At 52.8% G+C, this 13,394-nt stretch carries 16 protein-coding genes and 2 pseudogenes; 5 read left to right on the forward strand and 13 right to left on the reverse strand.

Going from position 1 to position 13,394, the window contains the following annotated elements:
- Positions 1 to 470 precede the first annotated feature (470 nt).
- The gene (pafA, locus tag ACQ86N_RS35285) at positions 471 to 2,120 is read right to left on the reverse strand and encodes an alkaline phosphatase PafA (RefSeq protein ID WP_431211147.1); all 1,650 of its coding nucleotides are present in this window, start codon (positions 2,118 to 2,120) and stop codon (positions 471 to 473) included.
- Between the two features lie 148 nt (positions 2,121 to 2,268).
- Here pafA and ACQ86N_RS35290 point away from each other — a divergent pair, with 148 nt between their 5' ends.
- Positions 2,269 to 3,525 (forward strand): aminotransferase class I/II-fold pyridoxal phosphate-dependent enzyme, encoded by a 1,257-nt coding sequence (locus ACQ86N_RS35290; RefSeq protein ID WP_431211148.1) that lies wholly within the window; start codon positions 2,269 to 2,271, stop codon positions 3,523 to 3,525.
- A gap of 323 nt (positions 3,526 to 3,848) precedes the next feature.
- On the opposite strand, the gene ACQ86N_RS35295 is transcribed toward ACQ86N_RS35290, so the two are convergent.
- The gene (locus ACQ86N_RS35295) at positions 3,849 to 4,436 is read right to left on the reverse strand and encodes a thioredoxin family protein (protein WP_431211149.1); all 588 of its coding nucleotides are present in this window, start codon (positions 4,434 to 4,436) and stop codon (positions 3,849 to 3,851) included.
- 146 nt (positions 4,437 to 4,582) lie between these two features.
- On the opposite strand from ACQ86N_RS35295, the gene ACQ86N_RS35300 reads away from it, so the two are divergent.
- Positions 4,583 to 5,032, forward strand: coding sequence for a UbiX family flavin prenyltransferase (locus ACQ86N_RS35300; protein WP_431211150.1), 450 nt, complete (start codon positions 4,583 to 4,585; stop codon positions 5,030 to 5,032).
- 45 nt (positions 5,033 to 5,077) lie between these two features.
- Here ACQ86N_RS35300 and ACQ86N_RS35305 read toward each other — a convergent pair whose 3' ends face one another.
- From ACQ86N_RS35305 to ACQ86N_RS35335, 7 genes and pseudogenes are all read right to left on the reverse strand, one after another.
- Positions 5,078 to 5,353, reverse strand: a complete 276-nt coding sequence (locus ACQ86N_RS35305; protein ID WP_431211151.1) for a LolA family protein — start codon at positions 5,351 to 5,353, stop codon at positions 5,078 to 5,080.
- Complete coding sequence (locus ACQ86N_RS35310) at positions 5,341 to 5,646, reverse strand: outer membrane lipoprotein carrier protein LolA (RefSeq protein ID WP_431211152.1); 306 nt, start codon at positions 5,644 to 5,646, stop codon at positions 5,341 to 5,343. Before ACQ86N_RS35310 ends, ACQ86N_RS35305 begins: the two co-directional genes overlap by 13 nt.
- A 429-nt stretch (positions 5,647 to 6,075) precedes the next feature.
- The gene (locus ACQ86N_RS35315) at positions 6,076 to 7,155 is read right to left on the reverse strand and encodes an FtsK/SpoIIIE domain-containing protein (RefSeq protein WP_431217716.1); all 1,080 of its coding nucleotides are present in this window, start codon (positions 7,153 to 7,155) and stop codon (positions 6,076 to 6,078) included.
- Between the two features lie 75 nt (positions 7,156 to 7,230).
- Positions 7,231 to 7,296 (reverse strand): annotated as a pseudogene (locus ACQ86N_RS35320) (hypothetical protein); the annotation flags it as partial.
- Between the two features lie 55 nt (positions 7,297 to 7,351).
- Positions 7,352 to 7,654, reverse strand: a pseudogene (locus tag ACQ86N_RS35325) (DNA translocase FtsK); the annotation flags it as partial.
- Positions 7,655 to 7,748: 94 nt separating this feature from the next.
- The gene (locus tag ACQ86N_RS35330) at positions 7,749 to 8,204 is read right to left on the reverse strand and encodes a hypothetical protein (protein WP_431211153.1); all 456 of its coding nucleotides are present in this window, start codon (positions 8,202 to 8,204) and stop codon (positions 7,749 to 7,751) included.
- A gap of 85 nt (positions 8,205 to 8,289) precedes the next feature.
- Positions 8,290 to 8,643, reverse strand: coding sequence for a DNA translocase FtsK 4TM domain-containing protein (locus ACQ86N_RS35335; protein ID WP_431211154.1), 354 nt, complete (start codon positions 8,641 to 8,643; stop codon positions 8,290 to 8,292).
- Positions 8,644 to 8,876: 233 nt separating this feature from the next.
- Between ACQ86N_RS35335 and ACQ86N_RS35340 the strand changes: the two genes are divergently transcribed.
- The 3 genes from ACQ86N_RS35340 to ACQ86N_RS35350 are packed head-to-tail and all read left to right on the forward strand — an operon-like array spanning position 8,877 to position 10,889.
- Entirely contained in the window at positions 8,877 to 9,206 is a 330-nt protein-coding gene (locus tag ACQ86N_RS35340) for a hypothetical protein (RefSeq protein WP_431211155.1), read from the forward strand.
- A 37-nt stretch (positions 9,207 to 9,243) separates the two neighbouring features.
- Positions 9,244 to 10,377: a 7TM-DISM domain-containing protein gene (locus ACQ86N_RS35345; protein ID WP_431211156.1), complete on the forward strand. Its 1,134-nt coding sequence runs from the start codon at positions 9,244 to 9,246 to the stop codon at positions 10,375 to 10,377.
- A complete protein-coding gene (locus ACQ86N_RS35350; protein ID WP_431211157.1) occupies positions 10,281 to 10,889 on the forward strand; it encodes a sensor histidine kinase in 609 nt (202 codons plus the stop codon). The genes ACQ86N_RS35345 and ACQ86N_RS35350 overlap by 97 nt, the downstream gene beginning before the upstream one ends.
- A gap of 117 nt (positions 10,890 to 11,006) precedes the next feature.
- Here ACQ86N_RS35350 and ACQ86N_RS35355 read toward each other — a convergent pair whose 3' ends face one another.
- Genes ACQ86N_RS35355 through ACQ86N_RS35370 form a run of 4 tightly spaced genes read right to left on the reverse strand, consistent with a single transcriptional unit; the run spans position 11,007 to position 13,093 of the window.
- Entirely contained in the window at positions 11,007 to 11,366 is a 360-nt protein-coding gene (locus tag ACQ86N_RS35355) for a DUF423 domain-containing protein (RefSeq protein WP_431211158.1), read from the reverse strand.
- Positions 11,367 to 11,421: 55 nt separating this feature from the next.
- Complete coding sequence (locus ACQ86N_RS35360; protein ID WP_431211159.1) at positions 11,422 to 11,958, reverse strand: shikimate kinase; 537 nt, start codon at positions 11,956 to 11,958, stop codon at positions 11,422 to 11,424.
- Positions 11,955 to 12,503: an acyl-CoA dehydrogenase family protein gene (locus ACQ86N_RS35365; protein WP_431211160.1), complete on the reverse strand. Its 549-nt coding sequence runs from the start codon at positions 12,501 to 12,503 to the stop codon at positions 11,955 to 11,957. Before ACQ86N_RS35365 ends, ACQ86N_RS35360 begins: the two co-directional genes overlap by 4 nt.
- Positions 12,455 to 13,093 carry an acyl-CoA dehydrogenase family protein gene (locus ACQ86N_RS35370; RefSeq protein ID WP_431211161.1) on the reverse strand — a complete coding sequence of 213 codons (639 nt, stop codon included), beginning with the start codon at positions 13,091 to 13,093 and terminating at the stop codon, positions 12,455 to 12,457. Before ACQ86N_RS35370 ends, ACQ86N_RS35365 begins: the two co-directional genes overlap by 49 nt.
- Between the last annotated feature and the right edge of the window lie 301 nt (positions 13,094 to 13,394).

Here is a 13,394-nt window from a genome sequence, read left to right on the forward strand (position 1 = left end):
CCGAACAAAAGTCTCAGGCGCCGCATGCTGATCACTCATCAGCTGCGATATATAGTCTTTCGCCCTATCAGAAACTGTAATCATAAATTTTCCCTTTTCTATTATAACAAATTACCACCCCAAGAGTTAAGCAATCCGCTTGCGAAATCAGAAATAAAACCTCCCAAAATCCCCTCCGGAACCATCCTCCCCCCTTTATCACCCGACCAAACCCATCCCCCTTCATCCAATCAAATCCCATCCCCCTCATCCAATTAAATCCACCCCGGCCAATTTCTAACAGCAAAAGTCCGGCAAATACCCCACAATTCCATACGATTTCAGCCTTTTTACCGCTTTCGTAAGCGAAAAGGCCCCCCATACGCCGGGAGGCCCAATTCTGTATACATTCTGTGGAAAAAAACCAAAAATTCCGTGAGCATTCCCAATCTCCCGCCGTATCCTTCTGATCCCCAGCCGGCCAACCCCACCTATTTCTTCAAAACCTCCATTATAGGCTTCCCCACACACCCGTTTGGCAACTGCACATGAAGCAAACTCGCCACCGTCGGCGCAATATCAGTCATATACACCACCCTGCTCGTGTGCCCGGCCTTGACACCCCATCCCATGAACAACAATGGAATATGCGTATCATAAGGATTCCAGGTCCCGTGCGAAGTCCCCGTCTTCCCCCTGCCTTCAAACCATCCGGCATTGGGAATCAATTGAATAACTCCCGAACGCTTCGAATAATACCCATTCATCACCATACTCCTCACCGGCTCCGCCACCGGCGACTCCCCGACATTTGTCATATCGATCGCATACGTGATCCCCGGCTGCTGCCTCAACCACTCCACCGCCGCCTTCCGGATCGCCCCAAACTCCAGCTTCCTCTCCTTTATCGTCTTCATCGAGAAACTTACCTGGTAATTCGAGATCGTATCCACCAGCCCCTGTACCCCAAATCCCCTGGCCAGTACACCGTTCAAACTGTCAGTCAACAAATTAGCCGGATTGAAATAGTCCGCCGGAATATCGTGATTCTGCGAGTACCACACCGCGTTCGCCGCCCCATGATCCGCCGTCAGGAACAAGGTATACTCGCCTTTGCCGACCGCCTCGTCCAGATACCCGAAGAACTCCGCAAGGTCTTTATCCAATCGCAGATAGGTATCTTCTGTTTCGATCGAATTGATCCCAAACTGGTGACCGACATAATCCGTTGATGCACAATTTATCGTGAGAAAATCCGTAAACTCGTCCTGCCCCAGCTGATAGCCCTTCACCGCCTCCTTCGCAAAATCCAGCGTCAATGTGTTCCCAAATGGCGTCGTCCGAAAACTGGCTTTTGACACCTTGTATGACGAATCCAGATTGTGTGGAAATGCCGTCGTGCTATCCCCCTTGAACTTACCCTCATATGGTTGGTCGTCAGTATCGCTCTGACCATAGGTATTCTTTGCGTATAAAGTTGTCCAGGGACCCTTCATATACTGCTTCACATACTCCTTTTTGTTAAAAGAATCCACCCATCCAGGCAAACCAGTCATATAATAATTGCTCGTAATAAAATGTCCCGTTGAATCCTCCAGCCAGAAAGCACCCGTCGCCGTATGGCCCGTCGGCAGAATAGCAGCCCGGTCCTTCAGCGATACACCCACGACCTTCGACCGGAAATTATCCGCCATCATCATCTCATCGGTGATCGTAGAGACCAGCATATTCCGCGGAGACATCTTCCCCTCCTTCGACTCCGGATCCGCCGCACCAACTCCCTTCACCGTGCTGTCATCCGTACAATACATCCGCTGACCCGTCGCCTGTTCCACCCAGTCATTTCCCGCAATGCCGCTGAAGGCCGGCACACTCCCCGAGAACACACAGGAATGCCCCACCCCGGTAAACGCGGGTAAGTAAGGGATCATCGTGTTGTCACAGCTGAAGCCATGACGCATCAGCCGCTTAAACCCACCCTCTGTATAACGGTCATAGTACCTGTACAAAAAATCCCATCGCATTTGGTCGACAACTATACCAACGACGAGTTTGGGCCGTTTGACAGTCCCGGCATGTTTGGAATTACAGGCCGAAAAAACACTCAGCAGTAAAAAACACAGGTAGAGCCTACGGTTCATAGATGAAAATGGCATTAAAGTTTATAAAAAGCCAGCCACACAATTAGCGGTTTATCCGCCACCGGCATTTGGCGCGCAAGATATTGGATTGGGCGCAACGCCAAATGCGTTATTTTTGCGCCAGTGTCAACCTTAATAATTTCATAATATGGCAGATATCTTTGAAAAATTAGTAAAGCACAACGGACCAATAGGTCAACACAGAGAGAGAGCGCACGGATATTTTGCCTTCCCCAAACTGGAAGGTGAGATCGGAAGCCGCATGAACTTCCGCGGAAAAGAAAAAATTGTTTGGAGTCTCAACAACTATCTTGGACTCGCCAACCACCCCGAGATCAGAAAGGTTGACGCAGAAGCAGCAGCCCGCTTCGGCATGGCCGCCCCTATGGGCGCAAGGATGATGAGTGGCAATAGCAACTACCACGAACAACTCGAAGCAGAACTGGCCGCCTTCGAAGGAAAAGAAGACGCCACCCTCTTCAATTACGGATATCAGGGCATCATGAGCGCCATCGACGCCATTTGCGGCCGCCACGACGTCATCGTCTACGACGCCGAAAGCCACGCCTGCATCATCGACGGCCTCCGCCTCCACCCCGGTCACCGCTACGTCTTCAAACACAACGACGTCGAAGACTGCGAAAAACAACTCCAGCGCGCAACCGCACTCATCGAGAAACAGAATGCCGGCGGCATCCTCGTCATCTCCGAAGGCGTATTCGGCATGGCCGGCGACCAGGGCAAACTCAAGGAAATAGCCGCCCTCAAATCACAATACGATTTCCGCTTCCTCGTCGACGACGCCCATGGCTTCGGCACCCTCGGCAAAACCGGCGCAGGCGCCGGAGAAGAGCAGGGCGTCCAGGACCAGATCGATCTCTATTTCTCCACCTTCGCCAAATCGATGGCCTCCATCGGCGGCTTCATGGCCGGCGACGCGGCGATCATCGACTACATCCGCTACAACACCCGCTCGCAGATCTTCGCCAAAAGCCTGCCCATGCCCATCACAATCGGCAACCTCAAAAGACTCGAGCTCCTGAAGACCCAGCCCCAGCTGCGTAAAAAACTCTGGGACGTCGTGGGCAAGCTCCAGAAAGGCCTGAAGGATAGCGGTTTCGACATTGGTCAAACCAACTCCGCCGTAACCCCCGTATACATGAAAGGGGACGTTCCCGAAGCAACGGCAATGGTCATGGACCTCCGCGAGAACTACAACATCTTCTGCTCCATCGTCGTCTACCCGGTGATTCCGAAGGGCCATATCATCTATCGCCTGGTGCCGACATCCGTTCACACCGACGAAGACATCGCCCTCACCCTCGAGGCCTTCCGCGCTACCAAGAAAAAGCTGGACGCCGGAGACTATAAAGTACAGGCGATCCCCGACATGGCAGAAGCGTAATGATAATTTGCAAATTAATTAATGGTAACCATTCGCCCCGGGTCCTGAAAAGCCCGGGGTTTTTATCTAGATTACAGTAAAGCAGGGGCTACAGCAGGAAAAAATTGAACAAAACCAATAAAAAGCCCCGCTGACGCGGGGCTGCACTAATCAAATACCATTAACCATTAAACCTTATCCTATGAAAAAACAAAGGTAGTGTCTTCGCATTGAAATAGAAGCATTACCCGTTAATTTTTTTACCCAGTTACCATTATCTTGATTTGGATCAATCATTTTCCCTACAGATAACCCTTTAGAGCTAAACTTGCGGACGGCTACGGCTAAATCGTTATAGTGCATACCCTCCCTGCCCCATTTTTTTTACCAACTTCCCTTAAAACTTTTCTGATACGCGTCAAAAGATTTAGACCGGTAAACCCCTCTCCAAAATACTTCACCAGCAACTCCAGATCCTTCGGCTCCAGATATCCTGGCACCGCCTGTGGCTCCTCTCCCGGCGGAATAATTATCGTCGTCGGAAATTCCAGCTGGCCCCGCGTCAGATACATCGCAAACTCATTGACCCGGTACTTCGGACTGAAAGAATAAGCCTTCCCCATCCAGTTCACCGTCGAATGCGTCTCCGCATCCATCTTTACCGTATAGAACTTATCCTGCAGATACGCCGCCACCTGCTTGTTCGAGTAAGTCTTCTTGTCCATCTGCCTGCACCACCCGCACCAGGTCGTATACAGATCGACGATCACCGGCTTCTTTGCCGCCTTTAACTTCTCGCCCGCCTCGTCTACCGTCATCCACGAGATGGCCTCACTCCGCGGCCTCCCCGCAACCTCAGGCCTGTCCGCAGCCTTCCACCCCACAATCATCCCCAGTAAAACCACTCCACCCAGGAAAAATGCTCTTTTCATAGTATTTTTGTTATTCGTTAAAAACGCTCCCATCATGCACAAAATTGTCGTTGCCATCACCGGCGCCAGCGGCTCGATATACGCCAGACTACTCCTCGAAAAACTAACCGCCCTCCAGGCGCAAGTGGTCCGCCGTCTCCATAGTCATGTCCGAAAACGCCCGCGAAGTATGGCGCACCGAGCTCGGCAACGATTCCTATAACCTGTTGTCCTTTCCCGTCTTCTCCCAGCGCGACTTCCACGCACCCTTCGCCTCCGGTTCAGGCAAATACAATACCATGATCATCGTCCCCTGCTCCATGGGCACCCTCGGACGCATCGCCTCCGGCGCATCCACCGACCTCATCACCCGCGCCGCCGACGTCGTCCTGAAGGAAAGACGCAAACTCATCTGCGTCATCCGTGATACCCCCTACAACCTCATCCATATCCGCAACATGGAAACCCTAACCCTCGCCGGCGGCATCATCTGCCCGGCCACCCCCTCCTTCTACAGCATTCCAAAGACTATAGACGAAGTCGCAGCTACCGTCGTCGACCGCGTCCTCGACCTCGCCGGCCTCGATATCTCCACCTTCCGCTGGGGCAGCAAATAAAAAACCCGGCCGACGGGCCGGGCATATTCGAAAATCTTAACAAATCTAATTCCTCAGATCTACCTCTTCCGCGCCGGGAAACTTCGCCTTATTATAGGCGAGTTGCGCGTCCGAAACAGCAGCGTTACCATTCAGCTTGCTCGTCTCCAGCGTGTACCTGTTCCCACCCTTGTCGAACCACTTAATGCTCACCAGCGTATGCTGCACCTTGTCGATATACAACAAGGCCTTGAAAAAATTCTTCGTCTTATCCATCGGCGTCAGCTCGACCTCCTGCACCGTCTTCGTCCCGATCTTGCTCTCCCCATTCAGCTTATACAAAAATCCTTGTCATAAAAATTCGTAAAGATCTTATCCGGGCTGATCGTCTGCGTAGTCGGATCGGCCTTAGTGATCGTCACCTCGTTCGAACCCTTGTCATACGTCCAGATATCCTTCCCATCACTGAAAATATCCTGTCCACCCGCAACACTCACATGATATCGGCTGCCCTTCAGATAGATCGTACCGGTCTTGCTGCCCTGCAGCTTCCCCTTCGAATCCTCTACCTTCAGCGTAAAGCTCGACTGCACCGCCTTAAAAGACTTCAGCTTCGCGCTCAGCCCGTCCAACACCTTCTTCGCGTCCGGATCATTCTTACCAAGACTGTCTATTCTGCGCCTGCGCGAAAACAGCTCAACCCCATCACCACACTCAAAAACATCGACTTTCTGCTTACTTTCATTTGTTTTATTTTAGGGTCAGTATTTGAAGTACCCACGTCTGCCGCCCCATCCAACCGGTCTCAACCCTCCCTCCATCTTTCCACCCACCCCCTTCACCAGTCACAACTCTCACCACCCACCAATTCTCTCCACCCCAATCCCTTGGACGGTCGATCCGCCGCAAATATCGGTACTCCCGCATTAAATCCTTCTTAAAATTGATCGGAAATGTGCCGGGGACACCCTTTCCTTCACCACCCAACACCGTTGGATGTCTCCTTCTAGGGATTCAAATACTGATCCAGCTCCATTTCAGACTTGATCAGCACATCCCTCGGCTTACTCCCCTGCCCCGGCCCCACAACTCCCCGCAGCCTCCAGCTGATCCATCAGCCGGCCAGCCCGGTTATACCCCAGCTTCATCTTACGCTGTATCAATGACGTAGATCCCAGTTGATTCATAACGATCAGCCGCGCAGCCTCCTCGAACAACGGATCCCTGTCCCCCAGATCGAAGTCCTTCGCCTCCATATCCTTCTCATCCACATACTCCGGCAATTTGTATGCCTCCGGATAACCCCGCTGCTTGCCGATGAACTGCGTGATCGCTTCCACCTCCGGCGTATCCACAAAGGCGCACTGAAGCCTCGTGATCTCCCCGTTGAAGGATATCAGCATATCCCCCTTCCCGATCAGCTGATCTGCTCCACCCGCATCCAGAATTGTTCGCGAGTCGATCTTCGAAGACACCTTGAATCCGATACGCGCAGGGAAGTTCGCCTTGATCGTACCCGTAATGATATTTACCGAAGGCCGCTGCGTAGCAATGATCAGATGTATCCCCACCGCACGCGCCAGCTGCGCCAGCCGCGCTATCGGCATCTCTACCTCCTTACCCGCCGTCATGATCAGGTCTGCGAACTCATCCACCACCAGCACGATAAAGGGCAGATACTGATGCCCCTTCTGCGGGTTCAGCCGCCGCTTGATGAACTTGTCATTATATTCTTTGATATTCCTCGCATTGGCCTCCTTCAGCAGGTCATACCGGTTGTCCATCTCGATACACAACGCATTCAGCGTATGTACCACCTTCTTCGTATCCGTAATGATCGCCTCCTCTTCCCCCGGCAGCTTCGCCAGAAAATGCTTCTCGATGATCCGGTAGATACTCAGCTCTACCTTCTTCGGGTCCACCAGCACCAGCTTCAACTGAGAAGGATGCTTCTTGTACAGCAACGATACCAGAATGGCATTCAACCCTACCGACTTACCCTGACCCGTAGCCCCCGCCATCAGCAGGTGAGGCATCGCGGACAGATCGACAATAAAATTCTCGTTGTCGATCTTCTTCCCAACGGCGATCGGCAGATTGAACGGGCTGTTCTGAAACTTGTCCGACGCCAGCAGCGTACGCATGCTCACCACCGTCTTCTTCACATTCGGTACCTCGATACCGATCGTTCCCTTGCCGGGTATCGGCGCGATGATACGTATTCCCAGCGCCGCCAGACTCAGCGCGATATCGTCTTCCAGATTCTTGATCCTCGAAATACGCAACCCCCGCCGCCGGCACGATCTCGTAAAGCGTCACCGTCGGGCCCACCGTAGCACTGATCTTCGAAATGGATATATCGTAATTCTTCAGCGTATTGATGATCTGGTTCTTGTTGGCCTCCAGCTCCGACGGGTCCTGCACGATCTTCTCGCTGCCATGCGCCTCCAGCAGGTCCAGCGAGGGATACTTGTAGTCCCGCAGATCGAGCGTGGGTTCATAGTCTGGCAGATTCTCCGGCACCAGCGGCTCGTTTATATCCGACCCATCAGCCGCTTCCGGCCCCTGGGCGCTTTTTATCTCCAGCTCCAGTTCTCCCGGCACCGGCGTCTTCACCAGCGGCGGCACCGGCGGGATCTCCATCGGCGCGATCCTCGTCGGCGGTGCAGGTTCTTCACCCGGCTCTTCCTCCAGATCATCTTCCTCCTCATCCTCCCATGGCGGCGACACAGCCTCTTCATCTTCCCCCCACCTCTTCCGGCTCCCGCTCCGTGATCGTAAACTCGATCTCCGGCTCTCCCTTCACCGGCGGCGCCAGCGCAACTACCCCACTCTCCTCCTTCAGCACATTCCCCTTACCCTGACTGAATTCCTCATCGATGAACAGCTTCGCTCCTTCTTTGCCCCCATCTTTAGATTCCTCATCGGCCTTCTTACCCTTCTTTCCCTTTTTCGGCTTTTCCTCCACCTCGGCCACCGGCTCAGGCACAGCCACCGCATTCTCCTTTACCGGCCGCGATGGCACCTTGAAGACGGGGTTGAACCGCCAGATAAAATAGGCGAGACCCGCCACCAGCAACAACGCCGCCGTACCGATCCAGCCGAGGAACCGCGTCAGCCACTCGCTGATCATATCCCCAACGGCTCCGCCCCACGGAAAACCACTCCCCTGAGTAATAAAAGCAAAAGCCACCGAAAAGAACAGCAGCCCCGTCAGTACATACCGAAGATTGCGCGGTATAGAAAAACACGACGCTTGAACAACAGGTTTACACCTACTATAAAAAAATGGAACAGAACAGATATGACGCCAGCCCAAAACCCTTGTAAAAGAATTCGTGCGATACCAGCGCCCCCAGATTGCCCAGCAGATTCGTCACCTTGACATGCGAGGATGGCAAAAGGATCGACGCACCCTGAAAGACCTTGTCCTGGTCTTCCTTCCAGGTAAAAAGATAGGAAGTGAATGCAATGAAAAGAAAGACGGCCATTAAGAGGAATACAGCCCCAGTGATCTTGTGGGTACGTTCGTCTTTGACGATCTGCTTTACTGTTACCTGACTCTCCTTTTCAGGCTTCAGCTTATCCGAAACAGGCGCCTGGCTCTTCTTTGACTTAAGTCGGTTTGCCATGGATACAAAGATAATATTCCAACTAGTAAATTTAGTTACTATATATTATTTACTTTACCTTTAAAAAACTCGCCCGGAACCGCCAATGGCGGTTCGTCCTTAACCGAACGGAGTGAAGGTTACGGGCAAGCTGAACCGTGTCGAAGCAGGTTCGGCGAAGCTCAACAGAAATTAACGCCTATCGAGAGATGCGTTAAATTTCTGAAAAACGCATCTCTCGGATATTTAAAGCCATGCCGGCCAAGCCGCAACCAAACCTGATCATCCTTGTCCGGGCCACCTTAGGGGCCGTCCTTTCGGTCCTCTCCCTGCTCTTTTTCAATCCTGCCGCCCAGGCCCAGACCATAACCGACCCACCCGCCTCAGACCTTTCCCAGACCGGCCTCCTCAACGACCTCTCGGAAAACACCTGGTACTACTTTTCTCCAAATAAGAACGTCGACGTCAACCAACTGCCCTCCCTCCCATACAAGAAAGGTACCCGAAAATTCGACCACTACGTCTCCCCCGCCCAGAGTCAACAAAAAGGCCGTACTCCGGTTTACACTAACGAACAACAGTGACCGCCCCCAAACCGCCTTCTTCTGCCCGGGCTATTTCATGGACTCCATCCAGCTGTACCGGCTCGATTCAACGTCCACCACCGGCGCGGCTACAACATCCACCATCACCGGCACCACCCCATCCACCCCCGCCGCGTCCACACCATCCCTCACCCCCGTCCCCGACATCCTCCCAAACGACCCCGACAGCCTCGGCTACCGCCAGATCACCCTCAACCCCCACGAAAAAACCACCTTCTTCGCCCTGATCTCGTTTATCAAGGCCCCAACCAACTCCATCAACCCCGGGCTGACCCGCGACACCCTCATCCGGCAGGCCATCATGCTCACCCATAAGAACAGCACCAACATCGACGTCATCACGAACCTCTTCGCAGGCATCATGCTGATGATGATCTTCTACGCCACCAGCGAATACATCCAGAGCCGCAAACCCGAATTTCTATACTACGTAGGCTATTCACTCTGCATCAGCGTCCTCCTGTTCCTCAAATCCACCCTCCACCGGTCCACCACCGGCTTCAACTATTTCTTTGAATCTTTTCTCGATAATATCATCTTCTCCGTCGGATACATCTGCTATATCGTCTTCCACCGGAAATTCCTGGAAACTAGCAAGAACTATCGGACGCTCGACCGCTACCTCTTCTGGGGCTCCATCGCCATCACCACCCTCATGAGCCTCTACGTCATCTTCTACTTACTGTCCCCTGACTTCCGGATCGCGAACACTATCGAAGACTCCACCAAGATCCTGTTGCTGGTCATTTCCATCGTCTTCGTCCTGAAAGGGCTGACCTACCACAACCAGCTCATGAACTACATCGTCATGGGGAACATCTCCCTCTGTCTGCTCTCCATCATCTCCCAGGTCATGATCTCTACCAATTTCCACACTGTAAAAGGGCAGTCCGTCCTCAACCTCGCCCTCTTCTACTACGAAGGCGGTATCACCATCGAACTCCTCTTCTTCCTCTTCGCCCTCACCTATAAGAATAAAATGGAGATCATCCAAAGCCTCCGGAAAGAAGAGAAACTCAAACTCGAAGCCCAGCGTAAGGAAATGGAAAAACAGTGGCCGTACTCGCCGCCAAACAGGACGAACGCAACCGCATCTCCGTCGACATGCACGATGAACTCGGCTCCGGCGTCACCGCCATCCGGCTCATGAGCGAAATAGTGAAAAGCAAAATGAAGGACGCAACCCTGCCCGAAATAGAAAAGATCTCCAACTCGGCCAACGAACTGCTCAACAAGATGAACGCCATCATCTGGACCATGACCAGCTCCAACGATACCATCGAAAACCTCGTCGCCTATATCCGCTCATACGCCGTGGAATTCTTCGAGAACACCTCCATCGACTGCTTCTTCAGCATGCCCGCCACGATACCGCCCCGCGAGATCAGCGGGGAGAAACGGCGGAATATCTTCCTCTCCGTAAAAGAAGCCCTCAACAACGTTCTCAAACACTCCCAGAGCTCGGTCGTCCGGATCAACGTCACCGTCAACCCCCACCTCACCATCGAGATTCAGGACGACGGCGTCGGCATCAACTTGGAAAAACTACGCAAATTCGGAAACGGCCTCAACAACATGAAGAAAAGAATGGCCTCCATCGACGGAGAATTTAATATAGAGAACAGGGAAGGCACCCGAACCACCTTCCATCTCACACTCTAGATCTTCGTCGGAACTGCTTCGCCACGTTCAGAACTTCGTCGAAGCGGCGTTCCTTGCTTCTCCTCGTTCGTTCCCTTCGGTCCCCTCGGGAACAATCGTAACCTTCACTTCGTTCGGTTATCTATCACGTTTACTCACCCCCACATAAAGGAACAACCACCCCAGAATAAAGAACACCCCACCCACCGGCGTCATGATCCCCGCCAGCGTCCTGTGCGTACTCTCGGCAATCGCCAGCGCCGTCAATGCATACAGCGAACCACAGAACAAAACGATCCCCATGATAAAACAATTCCCCGACCAGATCATCCACTTGTTGTGGATCTTATCCGACAGGAACGCCACAAAAAGCAGCGCAAAAACATGATAGAACTGATATCGCACACCCGTCTCGAAGATCGCCACCGTCTCCGGACTCGTCATCTCCCGCAGCTTGTGCGCCGCAAAAGCTCCCAGCGCCACCGACAGCGCCCCCAAAAAGCCGCAACTGATAGAAAATTCCTTTTCATAAGTAATCCCTCTGTCTTTAGATTCACAATTCTTCCTTCATCCTGTCCGACTCCTGATCATTCAGCAACAACTGGATCAACTCCTCTAAATTCGTATTCTCTTCCGTCACCGTCACATCCGCCTGCTGATAGTACATCCTCCTCTCACTCAGCTTCTTCACAATATACCTCCTCAGCTCTTCGTCGTTCACCTCACTGATCAGCGGCCTCGTCTGCCTCTCCTTTAATAACCGCTGTTTCAGTATATCCACCGACGTATTCAACCAGATCACCTTCCCGCTCTTTTTCATGAACTCGATATTGTTGAAGAAACAGGGCGTCCCCCCGCCGCACGACAGGATGAAACTCTCCATCTCCACCACGATCGCCTCCAGCATCTCTTTCTCCTGGTATCGGAAATACTCCTCCCCGCTCTCTTCAAAGATATCCGCTACCGTCCGGTGCTCCCTCTCCACGATCACACTGTCCAGATCGTAAAAAGGCAACCCCAGCTTCGCCGAAAGCTGTCTGCCCCAGTGCGTCTTCCCCGACCCCATAAATCCTATCAGAAAAATCTTCATTTAAATGCATTTAATCCGGTAATATCCATTCCCGTGATCAGCAAATGTACGTCATGCGTTCCCTCATAAGTGATCACACTCTCGATATTCATCATATGCCGCATGATCGGATATTCCCCCGTGATCCCCATGCCTCCCAGTATTTGCCGGGCGTCATGGGCTATCTGCGAAGCAATTTCACAACCATTCCGCTTGGCCATCGACACCTGCGACGGTGTCGCCTTCCCGTCATTCATCAGCACCCCCAGCCTCCAGTTCAGCAACTGCGCCTTCGTGATCTCCGTGATCATCTCCGCCAGCTTCTTCTGCTGCAGTTGAAAACCACCGATGGGCCTGTCGAACTGTATGCGCTCCTTACTGTACCGCAGCGCCGTATCATAACAATCCATCGCCGCACCGACCACTCCCCACGCGATCCCGAACCTCGCCTTGGTCAGACAGCTCAATGGCCCCTTCAACCCCTTGATATTCGGTAAAATATTAGCCTTCGGCACCTTTACATGGTCAAAAACCAGCTCCCCGTGGCCGACGCCCGCAGACTCCACTTTCCATGAGTGGTAGGCGTCGAAAACCCTTCCATCCCCCTTTCAACGATCAGCCCCCTGATCTCACCCTCCTCATCCTTTGCCCACACCACCGCTACCCGGGAAAAAGGAGCGTTGCTGATCCACATCTTGCTGCCATTGAGGACAACATGATCGCCCGCATCGGTAAAATTACTCAGCATCCCCGCCGGGTCGCTCCCATGATTGGGCTCCGTAAGACCAAAACACCCCAGCCACTCCCCGCTGGCCAGCTTCGGAAGATATTTCCGCCGCTGCTCCTCACTACCATATTGATAGATCGGGAACATCACCAGCGAGCCCTGGACACTGGCCGTACTCCTCACCCCGCTATCCCCCCTTTCCAGCTCCTGCATCATCAGACCATAACTGATATAGTCCAGCCCCCCACCGCCATATTCAGCTGGAATAGTAGGCCCAAAACACCCCATCTCCCCCAACTGCTTGACTATCTGCTGGGGGAACTCCGCGCGCTGAGCATAATCCTCGATAATGGGCGAAATTTCCTTCTTCACATAACTTCGCACGGAATCCCGGACGAGTTTGTGCTCATCTGTCAGTAAATCATCCACTTGGAAGTAATCCGGGCTCTGGAAAATATCTACCTTTAGACTAGGATTCGGTGTCGCAGCCATGGCAAGGGCATTTATTTACCCGCAAAATAAGAAAAAGGCTGGGATGGGATGCAACATCGGGAAAACACCTGTGTATTTAACTCAGAGACAGGCGCAAAGCCCAGCTCTGACAGCACATGAACGCTAAAATGGCCGAATTGGAGATAACTGAACCAATACTACACGACGAATTGGTGGAACGCTGCAAAAAGGGGATTCCCGGGCATATGCAGCGCTGTACCAAAAATATGCAAAGGCG

The sequence above is a fragment of the Puia sp. P3 genome, assembly GCF_050632245.1.
In the GTDB taxonomy this organism is placed as follows: Bacteria; Bacteroidota; Bacteroidia; order Chitinophagales; family Chitinophagaceae; genus Puia.

What these genes read in the sequence shown, in the direction of transcription:
- ACQ86N_RS35335 (WP_431211154.1), bottom strand. Translation starts at nt 8,643, where the DNA reads ATGGCAAACCGACTTAAGTCAAAGAAGAGCCAGGCGCCTGTTTCGGAT.
- ACQ86N_RS35290 (WP_431211148.1), top strand. Translation starts at nt 2,269, where the DNA reads ATGGCAGATATCTTTGAAAAATTAGTAAAGCACAACGGACCAATAGGT.
- ACQ86N_RS35315 (WP_431217716.1), bottom strand. Translation starts at nt 7,155, where the DNA reads ATGCGTACGCTGCTGGCGTCGGACAAGTTTCAGAACAGCCCGTTCAAT.
- pafA (WP_431211147.1), bottom strand. Translation starts at nt 2,120, where the DNA reads ATGAACCGTAGGCTCTACCTGTGTTTTTTACTGCTGAGTGTTTTTTCG.
- ACQ86N_RS35360 (WP_431211159.1), bottom strand. Translation starts at nt 11,958, where the DNA reads ATGAAGATTTTTCTGATAGGATTTATGGGGTCGGGGAAGACGCACTGG.
- ACQ86N_RS35295 (WP_431211149.1), bottom strand. Translation starts at nt 4,436, where the DNA reads ATGAAAAGAGCATTTTTCCTGGGTGGAGTGGTTTTACTGGGGATGATT.
- ACQ86N_RS35345 (WP_431211156.1), top strand. Translation starts at nt 9,244, where the DNA reads ATGGACTCCATCCAGCTGTACCGGCTCGATTCAACGTCCACCACCGGC.
- ACQ86N_RS35340 (WP_431211155.1), top strand. Translation starts at nt 8,877, where the DNA reads ATGCCGGCCAAGCCGCAACCAAACCTGATCATCCTTGTCCGGGCCACC.
- ACQ86N_RS35300 (WP_431211150.1), top strand. Translation starts at nt 4,583, where the DNA reads ATGTCCGAAAACGCCCGCGAAGTATGGCGCACCGAGCTCGGCAACGAT.